Consider the following 16,468-nt stretch of genomic DNA (forward strand, 5'->3'; position numbering starts at 1 on the left):
TCGCGGACGGGTCGCGGTCGGTCGAGTAGGCGGAGGGGGGTGTCAGGCATGAGGAGCGCGCGTCGGCCGGGACATCTGCCCGGACACCGCCTGGGGCGGCGGTTCGGGTGGCTCTGGGGCGCGTACGGGACCAGCGCGCTCGGCACGTGGCTCGCCTTCGGCGCGTTCCCGCTGATCGCCGTCCAGGTGCTGCACGCCGGACCTGCGGAGGTCGCCGCGCTCTCCGCCGCGGGGGCTGCGGTGGGGGCGGCCGTGGCGGTGCCGCTCGGCCCGTGGGTGGAGTTCCGCCGCAAGCGGCCGGTGCTGATCGCGACGGACCTGCTGCGGTGCGCGGCACTCCTGACGATCCCCACCGCGTTCGCGCTCGGAGTGCTCACCTTCCTTCAGCTCCTGCTGGTCTCGGTCGTCGTCGCGGCCGCCGACATCACCTTCCGCGCCGCCTCCGGCGCGTACCTGAAGACGCTGCTGCCGGCCGAGGACCTGCTCGTCGCCAACGCCCGGTTCGAGTCCACGGCGTGGTCGACCACGATCATCGGACCACCCCTGGGTGGCGCGGCGATCGGGCTCTTCGGTCCGGTGACGACGGTGCTCGCCGACGCGGTGAGCTACCTGCTCTCCGCCCTGGGCATCCGCGCGACGGGCGGGCACGAGCCGCGGCCCGAGCGCCGCGACGCCGCGCGCATGCGGGCCGGTGACCTGCTCGACGGTTGGCGCTTCATCCTCGCCGACGCGACGCTGCGTCCGCTGTTCTTCAACACCGCCTGCTTCAACGGCCTGCTGATGGCAGCCGAGCCGCTGCTGGCGGTCCTGATGCTCGGCCGACTCGGGTTCGCACCATGGCAGTACGGCCTCGCCTTCGCCGTGCCCTCCATCGGCGGCCTGCTCGCATCGCGGCTGGCCCGACCGCTCGCCACCCGGTTCGGGCAGCACCGGGTCCTGATCGTGGCCGGGACGCTGCGCGCGTTCTGCCCCATCGGCCTGGCCCTCCCGGGGGCGGGCACCGGAGGGCTGCTGCTGGTGATTGGCGTCGAGCTCGGGATCATCTTCAGCTGCGGGGTCTTCAACCCCGTCTGCGCCACCTACCGCCTTCAGCGCACCGCGCCCGACCGGGTCACCCGCACGCTGTCCGCCTGGGCGGTGACGACCAAGGCCTCCACCGCGCTCCTGACGGCGCTCTGGGGCGTGCTGGGCGTCCTGCTCGGCCCCCGTACGGCCATCGGCCTGGCCGGCGTATTCCTGCTGGCGACCCCACTGCTGCTGCCCCGCCGCGCGCCGGCGCCCCTCCCCGAGCCGGAACCGACACCGAGCCGCAGCTGACGGGCCGGACCGGGACTGCCCCCAGGTGGGGCCCGGTCCCCGCAGCGACAGCTGGGCCTATGGGACCGCCGGGTGCTGGGCCGCGATGGAGGAGGACGTTCACGGGCTTGAGTTCGTCATGACCGCTCACGTCCGCGACCAGCGGTTCATCGAGCTCATGGCAATGATCGCCTTCTACCAAAGGGTCCGTGGGGATGATCGCCGCCTTGTCGAAGAGCTGCTCCAACGCCTCGTGTCCGTGACGCCTGCGGAACTCGATCTCGGCCGTCGTCACGGGCAAGGTCCACGGGATGCGGGCACGGCCCCGGGAAGCACCAAGGGTTCACCGATCGGCATGCTGTGCTCCAGGTCGAGCCGATGACCTCCGCAGTCGGACTCCAGGACGGTGCTCGGCTACGCCTCCCAGTCCCAGGTGTCGAAGTACACCGGCACGCCCGCACGGCGGGCGGCCATCACCGCTTCCAGCCGTGCGTGGTCACGGCCGGGCATCAGCTCACGCCATTCGGGCACGGTCAGGGACCGGACCTCGTCGTGTTCGTCCGGGTCCAGAACGATCCCGGCGAGCCGGCGCGCGGTGAGGCGGCCGCCGTCGAAGACGAACCCGACCGTGCTCAGCGGCCACTCCTTCCCGGGCAGCCCGAACACCGCCGCGAGCAGCCGCGGCGGGCCGGGGACGACGATCCCGGTCTCCTCCCGGCACTCCCGGACGGCGGTCTCCCATGGGCGCTCGCCCGGATCGGCGATGCCGCCAGGCCACTGCCAGGGGTGGGCGCTGGAGTAGGTGGCGCGCAGCTGGACGGGCCGGTCGTCCTCGTCGGTGAAGAAGACCGCGCCGAAGATGCCGGCCTTCGGCAGCGTGGCGGCGAACTCCTCCGGCGGTAGCCACGGTTTGCTCACGAAACGCTCCCGTTGGCCGGCCACGGCCGCGGAAGCGTGTCGTCCGCATGAGCGCCGGATGGTGGCTGGGGCACGCTGTTGTCCTTTCTCGAAGGGGAGTGCCGGGGGATGGCACAGAGCGCGTCGTAGGCCGCGCTCGGCGGGCCGGTGGACGCCCTCGTGGCCCTCTTCGCGCGCATGGGGCATACGGCCCACGACCTGCCCGCCACCGAGGCAAGGGAAACCATCCCCACCAGCCCGGCCGATCTCCTGGATCGCCAGGTGCGCGGTCCCTGTGCCTGCATCGCCGATACTGGGGGAGTGGCGGACAGCGGACGCCCGACGGACCAGCGCCTGGAACGAGCCATTCTGGAGCTGCTGGAGCGCCGTGGCCCCGACGCATCGATCTGCCCCTCCGACGCCGCGAGGGCGGTGTACGAAGGGGACGACGACGGCTGGCGTGCGCTCATGGAACCGGTCCGCCGTGCGGCCCGGCGGCTGGTCACCACCGGCGAAGTGGAGATCACCCAGGCCGGCCGTCCCGTGGAGCCGACGAAGACCCGCGGCCCGATCCGCATCCGTCGCGCCCGCTGAGCCCCGGCCCAGGGGCTGAGTACGCGTACTCATGTGCGCCCGGACGCTGATTGCCAGGATCCGCGGTATGACGCGTGACAAAGGGTTGTTGGCGGCCCTGCATCTCTTCCTGGTCTGGGCCGCGATGGCGGCCACGGTCCCGACGCTCGGTGGATTCCTGCTGGTGAGCGCCTGGGCTGGTGGGGCAGGTGCGGCGGTGGCGGTCTTCGCGGTGGGTGCGACGCTGGCGGTGGGCCTGCTGGCCGTGGCGGGCATGCCGGCGCGGACCGTGCTGCGGTGGTGCGGCTCCCGGCCCCAGCGGCTGGGTCGGGCGGTGCTGGTCTTCGTCCTCGGCACGCTCGGTGTCGTGGCAGGTCTGGCCGCCTACAGCGGAGGGGTCGACCTGGGCAGCGGCGGTACCCGGATCGCGCTGACGGGGGTGCCGTACGCCGTGGCCGCGGCGTTCTTCGTGCCGAGCCGGTGGGTGCGACTGGGCGCGGTGACCGCGCTGGCGTCCGCGGTGGCCTACGGAGGCTTCGTCGGCCCGGCGCACGAGCAGCAGCGTCGGCACGCGGCGGAGGTCTCGCGGCTGCGGGAGCGTCCGGAGTTGCAGTACCTGGCGGCGGCACCGCCCGGCATGCAGGTGTCCCGTGCCGAGGTCGGCCCCGGCTACTTCGGCGTCGACTACCGCTCCACGCGGCAGGATGCGTCCGGGTACGCGGGCCTCACAGTGCGCCCGCTGCTCCTGCCGACACCCCAGTGCCCGGAGCCTGAAGAGGAGGGTGTGACGTGCACGGTGGACGCGCAGGGCGAGATGCGCACGGTCCGCGCGTTTCCCGATGGCAGCCGCGAGGTAGGGCTCGTCCGCCGCCACCGGGACGTGCAAGTCGAGGTCTCCAGCCAGACCCTGGACGAACGCGGGCTGCGCGGTCTCCTGGATTCTCTGCATCCGCTGTCCGATGCGGAGCTCGACGAGTTGATGCGGGAAAAGGCGATCGTCAACCACCTCTGATGCCTGCGTGGTGCCTGCTCGCGGAGGACGACCGCGTACGCGACCAGCCCGCCGTCAGCTGCGCGAGGCCTCGCCGCCTGTGGCGGCCTCCTGCGGAGCCACCTCGGCACCGGTGCACACGCGGGCGAAGCGAGCGTAGCGCTCGCCGCCCACCGCGTCCGGCCGGCCGCCGACCAGCCCGGCGTACACCCGGGCGAACCGGTCACTCAGCTCGGCGACGGCCTCCGTGGCCACCTCCGGCCGCCCTCTCGGCCCCCGGGCGCGGGCCGCCCTCGGGGGCGTCGGCCACCAGCCGTCCGAAGCCGCCCGCCCGCAGCCACTCGTCCAGCTGCGCGATGTTCTCGGCCACTTGCCGGGGCGCCGCCGGCAGTCCCTTCCGTACGCCTGCGCCGAGCGACGCCCGGTAGCCGGTCTGCGGGGCGGTCGCCGCAGGGGTTGGATCTCCGACACGTCGGCAGCAGGTGGAACGATTCGCGAGCTGCGTGCATCTAGCAGTGCGGCGGGCTTCGCAGGGGGCATCGCCGCACGGTATCTGCACAGTGTGAGTGGCAAGGCGGGGCTGGGATGAAGGCGATTACGGTGGCGGGCGATTCTCCGGACGGCCCGGAGCTCGGGAGGACCACCACCGAAGGGGCGGCCCCTGAGGACACATGCACGGAACCGGACACCGCGGACGCTGCCGAGCCCGAGCGTGTGCGGGACACCGAGCCGCCCGCATCCGACCCTGCTGCAGAAGGCGACGAGGCGTCGAGCAGCACGGCGAAGGCCCGGTCCTCGGCCGGCAGCCACACCGACACCGCGGGCGAACCCGCTACGAAGCCCGGCGGCGCGCCGTCCGCGCGCGGTACCGCCACGCCCGTCGGCACCCCCACCCCCGGGGCCGAACCGGAGGAGGCCGCCGACAACGAAACGGAGGCCGCCCAGACCGAGGCCGAGGCCGGTGCCGTGGCCGCGTGCGACCCCGACACGGACGCGGACACCGGCACGGACGCGGACACCGACACGGACGCGGACGCGGACGCGGACACCGACACGGACGCGGACGCGGACACGGACACGGAAGCCAAGGCGGGGGAGAGGGCCGACGACACGCAACTGCTCACCATGCCCGCCCGCGCCACCGCCGAGCCCAGGAGCGGGACCCGACCCACCCCTGACCCCGGGGCCGACGAGAAGTCCGACGGCAAGCCGACGCTCACCGAGCCCACGCCCGACGATGCAGAGCCCGCCGCCGGCACCGGAAAGGACACCGCGTCCGAGCCGGATGACGCGCCCGCAAGCGGCACCGGGACGGCAGCCGGGCCCGATGCGATGGCCGACGGCACGCTGACGCTCAGCAGGCCGACGCGCGACGGGGCCAAAGACGGGGCCAAAGACGCGGCCAAGGACGCGGCCAAGAGCAAGGCTGGGGCCAAGGCCGGGGACGCCTCGGCCTCCACCGCCGACGACTCCGACGGCGGAGGCGAGGACACGCGAACCGTCGTGTTCCGTGCGCCCGACGCTGCCGCGACGGGCCAAAAGCCCGAGGCCGACTCCGCGACGGACACGTCCGGCGACGGCGACAAGGCGCCTGGCGACGGGAACAGAGAAACCCGGCCTTCGAAGGAAGCAGAAGGCGCCGACGCGCCGAGCGACGAGTCCGACGCCCGAGGAGGCCGGCGCGACACCGACACCGACGCCGATGCCGGCACCGGTACTGGTACCAAGACCACGGCCGAGGGCGACGGCCGGAAGGTGCCCGCATGGGCCCGGGAGGCGGAGAGCGACTCCGAGCGGACGAGCCGGTTCGTCGCCCTGAAGCCGCTCGACGAGCCGGCGCCCGCCGCGCCGCCGCGCGAGCCGCAACTCCCGGCGCCCGCGCCGACGGCGCCCAAGGCACCCCTGGATCTGCTGGCCGAGCTCACCAACACCCCCGCCCCGCCGGAGACCCCCCGCCGGACGGCGCTGCGTCGCGTCAAGGTGTGGACGCCGATCCTGTTGCTGCTCGCCGGGGTCTACGCCGGCGCCCAGCTGTTGCGTCCGCTCCCCGCCCCTCAGCTCGTCGCCACCGAGACCGGTCACCCCGTGGACGGGCAGTTCTCCATCCCGTGGCCCGCCAAGGGCCAGGGGGCCGTCCGCATCTCCGGCTCCGGAGACGTCGGCACGTTCGGTGAGCAGAAGCCCGTCCCCACGGCCAGCGTGGCCAAGGTGATGACGGCCTACGTGATCCTCAAGGGCCACCCCCTGCGCAAGAACGAGCCCGGTCCCGACATCACGGTCGACGCTAAGGCCGTGGCCGACGGCAACTCCGAGAACGAGTCCCGGATCCAGGGGCTCACGGCCGGCACGAAGTTCAGCCAGCTGGACATGCTCAAGATGCTGATGATCCCGTCGGGCAACAACGCCGCCCGACTGCTGGCCCGCTGGGACACCGGCGGTGACTCCGAGGCCGCGTTCGTGGAGAAGATGAACGCCGCCGCCAGGGACCTCGGGATGAAGGACACCACGTACACGGATCCCAGCGGCCTGCACGCCGGCACCGTCAGCACCGCGACCGACCAGCTGAAGCTGGCCGAGGAGGTGATGAAGGACGAGGTCTTCCGCTCGATCGTCGCCATGCCCAGCGCCCCCGTCAAGGGGCTGGCCCAGCCGCTCATCAACAACAACGACCTGCTCAGCGAGCAGGGCCTCAGCGTACGCGGCATCAAGACCGGCTCCAGCACACCGGCCGGTGGAGCGCTGATGTGGGCGGCGTACAAGTCGGTCGGCGACGAGACCCCGCTGATCCTCGGCACCTTGATGGAGCAGCGTGTGGAGGGTGCGGACCCGAACGCGACCAAGAGCCTGGCCCTGGTGCAGGCAAACAGCAAGAAGATCATCGAAGCGGTACGGACGGCCCTGGCGTCCACTCCGCTCATCCGCAAGGGCGACACGGTCGGCTACGTGGACGACGGCCTCGGCGGCCGTACGCCGCTGGTGGCCACCAAGGACCTGAACGTGATCGGCGTACCGGGCCAGCAGTTCAAGCTCACCGTCGCCGCAGGCGCCACGGCCCTACCGCGTACGGCGAAGGCCGGCACGGAGGTCGGCACCCTGACGGCCGGCGACGGCGGAGGGGCCAAGAGCGTGCCTGTGGCCGTCAAGAACGCCCTGACCAAGCCCTCCGTCGGCACCCGGCTCACCCGCCTCGGCTGAGCGCTCACCGCCGCCGGTCCGGCCGTGGTGCCGGGCCGGCGAGCGGGAGAGCCCGGAGCGTGCCGTGCCGCCCGCCGGATCCGGCCGGCGGCTCCAAGGCAGGCCAGTGACCCTCACCACCGGCCTCACCTCGCCTCCACACACCGAGACCCCCAACCCCATTGCACAAAACGGCATTTCATGACCTCTTCCAGCGGCCGTTACGGTCGGATTCATGGAGTGGAATTTTTCGTCGGCCGAAGAACTCGCGGCCGCCTTGCGTGCCGGTGACGTGACCTCGGGGGAACTGACCGAAGAGGCGATCGCCCGTATCGAACGGGACGACAAGACGATCAACGCGATCTGTGTGCCGGACTTCGACCGTGCACGGGCCGCCGCGCGCGCCGCCGACCAGGCGCGCGCCCGCGGTGAGGACCGGCCGCTGCTGGGCATCCCGGTGACGGTCAAGGAGTCCTACGACATCGCCGGACTGCCCACGACCTGGGGTATGCCGCTGCACCGGGACCACATGCCGGCCGAGGACGCGGTGCAGGTGTCGCGGCTCAAGGCCGCAGGCGCGGTGGTGCTCGGGAAGACCAACGTGCCCTTGGGGCTGCAGGACATACAGAGCTTCAACGAGTTCTACGGCACCACCAACAACCCGTGGGACCACCGTCGTACGTCGGGCGGATCCTCCGGCGGCTCGGCGGCTGCCCTGGCGTCCGGATTCGGCGCGCTGTCCATCGGCTCCGACCTCGCCGGTTCGTTGCGCACCCCCGCGCATTTCTGCGGCATTTACGCGCACAAGCCGACACTCGGGCTGGCGGCGACCCGCGGCATGGTCCCGCCGCCCGGGCCGGCCCTGCCGGTCGAGCACGACCTCGCCGTCGTCGGTCCGATGGCGCGCACCGCTCGCGACCTCACGCTCCTGCTCGACGTCATGGCCGGACCGGACCCGCTGACGCTGGGTGCGGCGTACCACCTGACGCTGCCGCCCGCGCGCCACCAACGGCTCCGCGACTTCCGGGTCCTGGTCCTCGACGAGCATCCGCTCATTCCGACCGGGTCCGCCGTGCGGGCGGGCGTGGGCCGGGTGGCCGACGCGCTGGTCGACGGCGGTGCCCGCGTCGAGTGGGGCAGTCCGCTGCTGCCCGACCTGACCGAAGCAGCGGTGCTCTACACGCAGTTCCTGTTTTCGGGCTCCGTTGCACGTTTTCCCGTCGAAGCGTACGAGCAGCTGCAGGCCCGCGCCGCGGGGCTGAGCGCGGACGACCGGAGTCTCGATGCGGCGCGACTGCGCGGCATGGTGTTCAGCCACCGCGACTGGATCGAGGTGAACGGCCGTCGCGAGCTCCACCGCCACGGCTGGCGGCAGTTCTTCGCCGAGTTCGACGCGGTGGTGTGTCCCATCACGCCCACTCCCGCGTTCCCGCACGATCACAACCCCGACCTGATGAAGCGTCGGATCGACATCGACGGCGTCGAGCGTCCGTACTTCGACCAGCTCGTCTGGGCCGGTCTGGCCACCATGCCCGGTCTCCCCGCCACCGCCGTGCCGACGGGCCGGTCCCCCGAGGGCCTGCCGGTGGGAGTGCAGCTCATCGGTCCGATGTTCGAGGACCGCACCCCGCTGCGGCTGGCGGAGCTGCTCGAACAAACGATCGGCGGCTTCCGGGCCCCGAAGTAGGCCGTACCACCCGGGCCCGTCCGCGTTCCCGGGGGGCGGTGCACCGTGTGACGCGCCGCTCCGCACCCACCTCATTCGGCAGCTTGCACCGGGCTGATCTCGAAGGCTCCGCACACCCGCAGGTGGTAGGGGATCTGAACGGCCTGGTAGCTGTTCGGCGGATAGACCTTCACGTAGGTCGACGTCCGCCGACAGCCCAGCCCCACGCCCTCGCTGTTGGTGCGGAAGGTGGCGGTCACCGTCTCGCCCGGCTCGACGGAGACGGTGTTCACCTGCTCACCGGTGCGCGCCGCGGAGGTGCCGATCTGGCGATGGCGGACGTCCACGACGCTGACTCCCGGGTACCCGCGCAACACGCAGGTGTGGGTCGAGGTGTTGGTGAACTGGATGGGGTAGTAAAGCGATCCCGCGGCGCCGTCCGCCTCGCCAATGGCCAGGTTCAGGTCGGCCACATGGCAGGTCGGGGCCTTCGGCAGGGCGGATGCCCGGGGGGCTCCGACCGCGACACCGGTGGTTGCGAGAAGGGCTGCGCAAGCGATGGTCGCCGCCCGGGCCAGGACGTTGATCATGGTGCCGACTCCTGCCAGCGAAGGAAAATGTCCGCATTCGACGTGGCGGGATCCACGCGGATCCGAGGATGCGGTTCGACGTGTGCCGTCTGTGGTGAGAGGCGCTCGCACGCCCGCGGATGCCCGACGGGGCGGGGCGCACTCCTGCGAGTGAAATGTGCGCGCCTGATGGCACCATTCTAGCGGTCGGCGGGCCCCGCGACCTTTCGGCGGCCCTTGCGCCGGAGGGGCGGCGCGCCCGGCAGCCGTGGCGGGGGAGATTCCGAAGGGCGGGCGAGCTGCCGCACGGTGAGGTCCGTACGGCAAGAGCACATGTCCCGCACCAAGCCTTCGGCAGCACCGTTCACGACTGATACCCGGCGCGCTCGCGTGCGTTTGCCGGTCGCTACGGACGGCCGGAGACTGGTGGTATCAGCGTGGCCCCCTCTGGAAACGTGACTGGGCGGGCGCCGACGCTTCTCCTCTTGCTGCCGCGGCCCGGTCCCGTGGCGACCTGCCGTCCGTCCACGACGCCAGGCATACCCCGATCTCCCCCGATCTCCCGAGGCCCCTGGCAACGCGGCGGCCGGCCACCGTTGGTGTCGCACGTCTTCCGCGCGTTGAGGAATGTTCAACCGCCGGTCCTCTTACTCAGGAGGTGTCCTATGAGCAGGACCTGCCGACTCAACTGCATCATCCCCCCGTACCTTCTGAAGAGGCTCTTGGAGAGCGAGGACGGTGAGGTGCGCCAGGCCGCCTTGGACACCCTGCTCACCACTGCTCGACTCCGGGGCGAGCGAGGGGTCCGCGCGGCCTTCGCCGGCGCGGCCGCTCCTGCGAACGGCCGACGCACCGTTTTCGACTGCGAGCAGAGCACTTTCCTCTCCGCCGCCGTCCTGGTCAGGCCGGAAGACGGACCGGACTCCGTGGACGAGTCCGCCAACCGGGCGTTCGACGGGCTCGGCCTGACGCGTGATTTCTACCAGGAGGTGTTGCAGCGCAATTCGATCGACGGCCGCGGGATGCGCCTGGACGGGTACGTCCACTTCGGTGCGAAATACAACAACGCGTTCTGGGACGGACGGCAGATGGTCTTCGGTGACGGGGACGGCAAGAAGTTCAGCAACCTCACCGGTTCCCTCGACGTGATCGCCCACGAGTTGACGCACGGAGTCACCGAACACACCGCGGGACTCGAATACCACAATCAGTCCGGGGCCCTCAACGAGTCGATGTCGGACGTCTTCGGATCGCTGGTCAAGCAGTGGTCGCTGAAGCAGTCGGCCGACGAGGCGGACTGGCTGATCGGGCCTGACGTGTTCACCCCCGGAATCGATGCCGATGCGCTGCGGTCGATGAAGGCCCCGGGGCACGCATTCAACAATCCGCTGTTCGGAAGGGACCCCCAGCCCGACCGTATGAGCAAGTTCATCCACCTGCCCGACACCGAGGAAGGGGATTTCGGCGGAGTGCACTTCAACTCCGGCATTCCCAACAAGGCGTTCTTCCTGGCGGCCGCCGGAATCGGCGGATTCGCCTGGGAGGCTGCCGGGCCCATCTGGTACGAATCACTCAAGGCGTCCAGCAGGGAGACCCAGTTCCAGGACTTCGCGGACACCACCTTCCAGAAGGCCGGGGAATTGTTCGGCGTCGGCGGCGCCGAGCAGTTGGCCGTGCTGGCGGCGTGGCAGGAAGTGGAGATCCCCATCACGGGCGTCCCCACCGGGGTCGCGCGGGCCCGGAGCTTCGCCGTCGACGGGAACGGTGGCGTGGGTCGGCAGGACGGCCTGGCAGGCCTGACCCGACAGGTCGCGGACCTGAGCGCCAAGGTGACGGCGTTGGCCAAGGACGTGGCCGCACTGAAGGGGGCCAAGTGACCACCGGGCATTGCCGTCGGCTGATCGGCTGCATGCAATGAAGGTGACCCTGGCGACACACGGCGGGCTGGCGGGCGCGATCAACCTCCGCCTCCCGCCGAAGGTGCTGGACACGGAGGCCCTGCCCGAGAACGCCGCAGCGGAGCTGGCCCAGCTGGTGGCGGCGGCCGTTCCGACGCCCGAGGCGGACCGGCCCGGCCGTGCCAGGGATGCGATGAGCTACACGATCACAGTGGAGGACGGCGGCCGCCTGACGGTTCTCAAGCAGTCGGACGCCGACATGTCCCCCGCGTTCGCGGCCTTGCTCACGTGGCTGCAGGGAAGGGTGAGGTAGCGGCTCGCCGACCGGGCACGCCGGCTGCCTCTCCGCGCCCGCCCCCTCGCGCCGACGGTGGTGACCTTGTGCGGCTTCCCATGTGCATACGGTCACGCTCACGGCCATGAATGGCTGACCGCGCAGCTCTGAGGTGTCAGCCGCTGACCCGGACGACGAGAGGTACGTTTCCGTCGCAAAACCGACGATTATTTTGCTCCGATATGATGCGTTCTGTGATCAGGCCAAGACGGTCGGAACGCCGTCGCCCTCTCCTCCTCGGCGGCCGGTGGGACGCAGCCCTGCTGTCGCCGGTGATCGTTACCGTCTTCGTCACCGCTCTCGCGTTCTCCACCCCGAGGGAGATCGCCTTCAGCCGCCTCCTGCCTACCGCACCTGCCCTCGCTGCCGCGATGTGGCCGGTGCTCCCCACGATCTTGCTGGGGGCGTTCTGCTTGCTGATCATGATCGGCCTGAGCTACGCCTACACCGACCTCGGGACGCCCTACACGGCGGCTGCGATCATCGCGGTGACCTTGGCGGCCGCGTACGCGAGCCATGTCCGGCTCCAACGGGAGGAGACGCTCCTCCACGTCCGGCTCGTCGCTGACGCGGCCCAGAAAGTACTGCTGCGCCCACTGCCGCGCCGCATCGAGAACGTCGAGATCGAATCGCTGTACCTGGCAGCCCAGGAGCAGGCCAGGATCGGCGGGGATTTCTACGAGGCGGTCGACACACCGTTCGGGGTCCGGCTGCTCATCGGTGACGTACGCGGCAAGGGCTTGTCCGCGGTGGGGACGGCCTCAGCGGTGATCAACAGCTTCAGGGAGGCCGTGTTCGACGAGCCGGACCTGAGGGGGGTCGTCCACCGCCTGGAAGTCAGCATCTCCCGCCACAGCGCTGCCTTCCCCGCTCTGGACCTGCCGGAGCGCTTTGCGACCGCTCTTGTGGCCGAGTTCCCCCACGGCGGAGGCCGCGTGAGCATTCTCAACTGCGGACACCCCCCTCCTCTGCTCGTACGCCGCGGCGAGATCCGCGTCGTCGAGCCCACCACCGCCTCCCCGCCCCTCAACCTCGCGACACTCATCGGCGACCAGTACTGCGTCGACACCCTCATCTTCGCTCCGGGTGACCAGCTGCTGCTCTACACGGACGGTGTCACGGAGACCAGGGACCGCGACGGCGAGTTCTTCCCCCTGCCGGAGTGGATGCGTCAGCAAAGCCCGACGGCACCCCGCGAACTGCTCGACCGGCTTCATCAGGCCCTGCGCCACTACAGCGGCGGAAGGCTCGAAGACGACGTCGCGGTCCTCGCCGTGCGGTGCACGAAGAGCACCCACGGCCAGGAGCAGCCGGTATAGGCGGCGGCCGGCCGTACCGTGGCCTGACGCGTACGACTCGGTCAGGGGGTGCGGGGGCCGCTCTTCACGGGCGTCCAGGTGCCACCCTTCACCGCGTACACCGTCAGCTGGCGGTTGAGCGTGTCGCCATACTCGTCGAAGGCGACGCGGCCCGTGACGCCGTCGAACGCCAGCTCCGCAACGGCCTGCGGCATCTTGGCCCGGGCATTCGCCGGGAGCGTTCCGCCATTGGCCGTCACGACGGCCTTCACCGCCTCGATGACGGCCCAGGCCGCGTCGTACGCGTAAGGGCCGTACGAACCGGCCGCCTCCGGATACCCCGCCGTCCGGTACCGGGAGAGGAAGTCGGCTCCACCGGCCAGGCCCTCGGCGGGAAGGCCGATATTGGTGACGAGGTCGCCCTCGGCCTTCGCATTGGTCGTGATGAACTGCTGGTCGAAGACGCCGTCGCCCCCCATCAGCGGAATGGTCACGCCGCCCTGCTTGAGCTGCTGGGAGAGCGGCCCCGCGGTGGTGTAGTAGCCGCCGAAGTACACGGCGTCGGCGCCGGAGGAGCGGACCTTCGAGGCGACGCCCGAGAAGTCGTTCTGCGCGGGATCGACGTGGTCCGTTCCGACGATGGTCCCGCCCAGCCTGGTGAACTCGCTCCTGAACCCCGACGTGAGGCTGGTGCCGTAGGCGCTGTCGTCGTCGATGACGTAGAGCTTGGACTTCCGGGCCTCGTCGTGGAGGTACCGGGCGGCGAACGGCCCTTGGTCGACGTCCGTGGCGACGGTGCGGAAATACGTCTTGTACGAGCGGGACTTGGTGCCGTCGGCCCAGTGGGGGCCCAGTGTGAGCACGGGGTCGGTGTTGGCCGGTGACACGTTGACCAGGCCGGCCTGGCCGAGCGGCTCCACCAGAGTCCGGGCGACGCCGGAGTTGAGCGGTCCCACGACCCCGAGCACCTTCTCGTCGGCGACGAACCGCGCGGCGTTGGAGCGGCCCTTGGCGGGAGTGGCCTCGTCGTCCAGGGCTTTGATCTCGAAGTTCACGCCGGGCACGTGCCTGGTCCGGTTGGCGGTCCTGACCGCCAGGTCGGCGGAGTTCTTGATGCCGACGCCCATGGAGGACAGGTCGCCGCTGAGCGGTGCGTCCACCCCGATCACCACCGTGACGGGGGCAGCAGGGGAGCCGCTGCCGGCCGCCCCGCCGCCGCCCGGCAGATCGTCACGGGTGAGCGTCCAGGTCAGGACGGAGCCGACGGCGAGCGTGGCCAGGGTCGCCCCGAGGAGCGTGGAGCGCCGGGTGAGGGTACGCCGCCGGGCGGATACGCCTTCGCCACGCCCTGTCTGGCCCGTCCCCCCGAGCGGTACCAGCTCCTCCTCGGCCGGGGGCACGGGCGTGGGCGGGCTGGTCGGCCGGTCCGGTACCCGGTGGCGGAGGGTGTCGGGGCTCGAAGCGGAATCCCTGGCCGTCGGCGTCGGCGTCGGCGTCGGCGTCGGCAGGGGCGAGGGGTACGGCGTCTCCACCACCGTGTCCGGTACGGGTACCGGCTCGGCCTCGGGTGGGACGGCATCGGCGGCTGCGTCTGCCCGGGACCGGCACGACCGCAGCACCGAGGCCAGCAGCTCGGCGGCCTCGGCGGCGCCGGCGCGCTGCGCAGGGTCCTTGGTGAGGAGCGCATCCAGCACGGGGGCCAGCGGGCCGGCGTGGGTCGGACTCCGGTGGGGGCGGGTGAAGACGGCCACGGCCAGGGCGTGGAGTCCCTCGGCGTCGAACGGCGGACGCCCCTCGACGGCGTGGTAGAGGGTGGCGCCGAGCGCCCAGAGGTCGTTGGCCGGAGTCGGGCGCTTGCCCTCCAACTGCTCCGGCGGCATGTACTGCGGGGTGCCGATGACGATCCCGCTGTGGCTGAGCTTGGTCGTTGCGTCCGCGAGATGCGCGATGCCGAAGTCGGTGAGGACGACGCGGTCCTTGGTGAGGAGTACGTTGTCCGGTTTGATGTCGCGGTGGACGATCCGCGCGTCGTGCGCCTCGGCGAGCGCGTCGAGCACGGCCGAGCCGATCTCCGCCACCCGCTGCACCGGCAGCCGGCCCTGCCGGCGGATGGCCGCGGCGAGGGATTCCCCCCGGATGAACTCCATGACGATCACGGGGGCGCCGCGGTGCTCCACGACGTCGTGGATGGTGATGATCCCGGGATGGCTGAGAGTGACCGCCGCGCGGGCCTCGCCGGTGAAGCGCCCGAGCAGCGTGGCGCGGTCGTGGTCCTCCAGCCCGGGCGGGAAGAGGATCTCCTTGATGGCGACCTCCCGCCCGAAAAGCTGCTGGTCGACGCCCCGCCAGACACGGCCCATACCGCCCTGGCCGATGCGTTCGAGCAGCTTGTACCGCCCGGCGATGAGTTCGGAGTTCTGCTCGGTCACGCGGATACTGTAGGACCTGACCGGCCGGTCGGGTGACGGAACTGTGGCCTGATCACGTACCTCGGCACGACATCGGCACCACCGGGTGCGCCACCCGCTAAAGCCAGCCGTTGCGGCGGAAGACGCGGTAGAGGAGCCCGGACGCAAGTGCCATGAGTCCGAGGGCGAGCGGGTAGCCGTAGCCCCAGCCGAGCTCGGGCATGTGCTCGAAGTTCATCCCGTAGACGCCGGCGACCATGGTGGGGATCGCGAAGATCGCGGCCCAGGCCGAAATGCGCCGCATGTCGTCGTTCTGCCAGGTCCCCACCCGCGCTTGCTGTGCGTCCAGAACCGAGTTCAGCAGCTCGTCCAGGGAACGGACCTCGGTGTCGGTGCGGTTCAGGTGATCCGCGACGTCGCGGAAGTAAGGCAGCACCTTCGGCGGGTGGCCGTGCCCCTCCTGGGCCGGGCCGGTCAGGATTCCTTGCAGGACAGGCACGAGGGGCTGCACCGCGTCACGGAACTCCCGTACCTCGCGTTTGAGGGAGTAGATCGCCTCGGTGTGGTCCACGCGGGAGGTGGAGAAGACGCAGTCCTCCAGCTGGGTGAGCGCGGCCCGCACCTTGTCCGCCGAGTCGCTGTAGGCGTCCACGACCACGTCGAGGACGGCGTGCAGGACGGACAGCGGGCCGAAACGCAGCATGCCGGGGTCGGCTGCAAGGCGGCGGGCGGCTTCTGCTGCCGGGTCGACCGGGCCGTGCCGCACGGTGAGCACGTACCGGGGTCCGACGAAAACCATCAGTTCCCCGGTCTCCACGGCGGTGTCCGCGTCGACGTACCAGAGCGTCTTGAGGGCCACGGCCAGCACATTGCCGAAGCGCTCGCGCTTCGGGCGCTGCCGTGCCTGGACCGCGTCCTCGACCGCAAGGGGATGCAGGCCCAGCTCGTCTGCCAACTGGACCAGCTCCGCCTCGGCCGGATCGACCAGACGCACCCACCCGAACTCCCCTTCACCGAGTTCCCGCAGCCGCTTGAGCACCAGCCGGCAGGCTTCGTCCTCCAGCCCGCACTCCACGACCTCCGACCGGCCGGACCGTTCCTCGTACATCACGCATTCCATCTCACGCGCATGCTTCACCATGCCGTTTTCATGCATCACCGGCCGCTTCCCAGGGCTCCGAGCACCCGAGGGGCACGACCCGGCGCCGGCCTCATGCCGGGCGGATGGCCGCGGTCAGCCGGTCGATCCTCGCGCGAACCTCGGCGAGCTTGTCCGACTTCGAGGGCGGGAACCAGGCGGTGGGGTGGAACTCGCCTGGTCCTGAGACACCGGCCGGCGGAGGGTGACCGGCAGTCCGTGTACC

The 16,468-nt window shown here is 71.1% G+C and carries 13 protein-coding genes; 8 read left to right on the forward strand and 5 right to left on the reverse strand.

What is annotated here, in order from left to right; genetic code table 11:
* Window positions 1-48 precede the first annotated feature (48 nt).
* The gene (locus tag ABZ128_RS13190; protein ID WP_356848144.1) at window positions 49-1,317 is read left to right on the forward strand and encodes an MFS transporter; all 1,269 of its coding nucleotides are present in this window, start codon (window positions 49-51) and stop codon (window positions 1,315-1,317) included.
* A 393-nt stretch (window positions 1,318-1,710) separates the two neighbouring features.
* Here ABZ128_RS13190 and ABZ128_RS13195 read toward each other — a convergent pair whose 3' ends face one another.
* Complete coding sequence (locus tag ABZ128_RS13195) at window positions 1,711-2,214, reverse strand: NUDIX hydrolase (RefSeq protein WP_356848146.1); 504 nt, start codon at window positions 2,212-2,214, stop codon at window positions 1,711-1,713.
* Window positions 2,215-2,514: 300 nt separating this feature from the next.
* Here ABZ128_RS13195 and ABZ128_RS13200 point away from each other — a divergent pair, with 300 nt between their 5' ends.
* On the forward strand, window positions 2,515-2,787 hold the full coding sequence (locus tag ABZ128_RS13200; protein WP_356848147.1) for a DUF3253 domain-containing protein: 273 nt from the start codon (window positions 2,515-2,517) through the stop codon (window positions 2,785-2,787).
* Between the two features lie 67 nt (window positions 2,788-2,854).
* A complete protein-coding gene (locus tag ABZ128_RS13205) occupies window positions 2,855-3,778 on the forward strand; it encodes a hypothetical protein (protein ID WP_356848148.1) in 924 nt (307 codons plus the stop codon).
* A 54-nt stretch (window positions 3,779-3,832) separates the two neighbouring features.
* On the opposite strand, the gene ABZ128_RS13210 is transcribed toward ABZ128_RS13205, so the two are convergent.
* On the reverse strand, window positions 3,833-4,012 hold the full coding sequence (locus ABZ128_RS13210; protein WP_356848149.1) for a hypothetical protein: 180 nt from the start codon (window positions 4,010-4,012) through the stop codon (window positions 3,833-3,835).
* Between the two features lie 330 nt (window positions 4,013-4,342).
* Here ABZ128_RS13210 and ABZ128_RS13215 point away from each other — a divergent pair, with 330 nt between their 5' ends.
* Entirely contained in the window at window positions 4,343-6,952 is a 2,610-nt protein-coding gene (locus ABZ128_RS13215; RefSeq protein WP_356848150.1) for a serine hydrolase, read from the forward strand.
* A gap of 214 nt (window positions 6,953-7,166) precedes the next feature.
* Complete coding sequence (locus tag ABZ128_RS13220) at window positions 7,167-8,618, forward strand: amidase (protein WP_356848151.1); 1,452 nt, start codon at window positions 7,167-7,169, stop codon at window positions 8,616-8,618.
* Window positions 8,619-8,689: 71 nt separating this feature from the next.
* Here ABZ128_RS13220 and ABZ128_RS13225 read toward each other — a convergent pair whose 3' ends face one another.
* Complete coding sequence (locus tag ABZ128_RS13225; RefSeq protein WP_356848152.1) at window positions 8,690-9,187, reverse strand: DUF4232 domain-containing protein; 498 nt, start codon at window positions 9,185-9,187, stop codon at window positions 8,690-8,692.
* Window positions 9,188-9,831: 644 nt separating this feature from the next.
* On the opposite strand from ABZ128_RS13225, the gene ABZ128_RS13230 reads away from it, so the two are divergent.
* From ABZ128_RS13230 to ABZ128_RS13240, 3 genes are all read left to right on the forward strand, one after another.
* Window positions 9,832-11,043, forward strand: a complete 1,212-nt coding sequence (locus tag ABZ128_RS13230) for a M4 family metallopeptidase (protein ID WP_356848153.1) — start codon at window positions 9,832-9,834, stop codon at window positions 11,041-11,043.
* 37 nt (window positions 11,044-11,080) lie between these two features.
* On the forward strand, window positions 11,081-11,377 hold the full coding sequence (locus tag ABZ128_RS13235; RefSeq protein ID WP_356848154.1) for a protealysin inhibitor emfourin: 297 nt from the start codon (window positions 11,081-11,083) through the stop codon (window positions 11,375-11,377).
* A 206-nt stretch (window positions 11,378-11,583) separates the two neighbouring features.
* Complete coding sequence (locus ABZ128_RS13240; protein ID WP_356848251.1) at window positions 11,584-12,717, forward strand: PP2C family protein-serine/threonine phosphatase; 1,134 nt, start codon at window positions 11,584-11,586, stop codon at window positions 12,715-12,717.
* Window positions 12,718-12,758: 41 nt separating this feature from the next.
* Here ABZ128_RS13240 and ABZ128_RS13245 read toward each other — a convergent pair whose 3' ends face one another.
* Window positions 12,759-15,125, reverse strand: coding sequence for a bifunctional serine/threonine-protein kinase/ABC transporter substrate-binding protein (locus ABZ128_RS13245; RefSeq protein WP_356848155.1), 2,367 nt, complete (start codon window positions 15,123-15,125; stop codon window positions 12,759-12,761).
* Between the two features lie 97 nt (window positions 15,126-15,222).
* Window positions 15,223-16,245, reverse strand: coding sequence for a magnesium and cobalt transport protein CorA (locus ABZ128_RS13250; RefSeq protein ID WP_356848157.1), 1,023 nt, complete (start codon window positions 16,243-16,245; stop codon window positions 15,223-15,225).
* Window positions 16,246-16,468: the final 223 nt, after the last annotated feature.

The organism is Streptomyces sp. NPDC006326, from assembly GCF_040612915.1.
GTDB lineage: Bacteria > Actinomycetota > Actinomycetes > Streptomycetales > Streptomycetaceae > Streptomyces.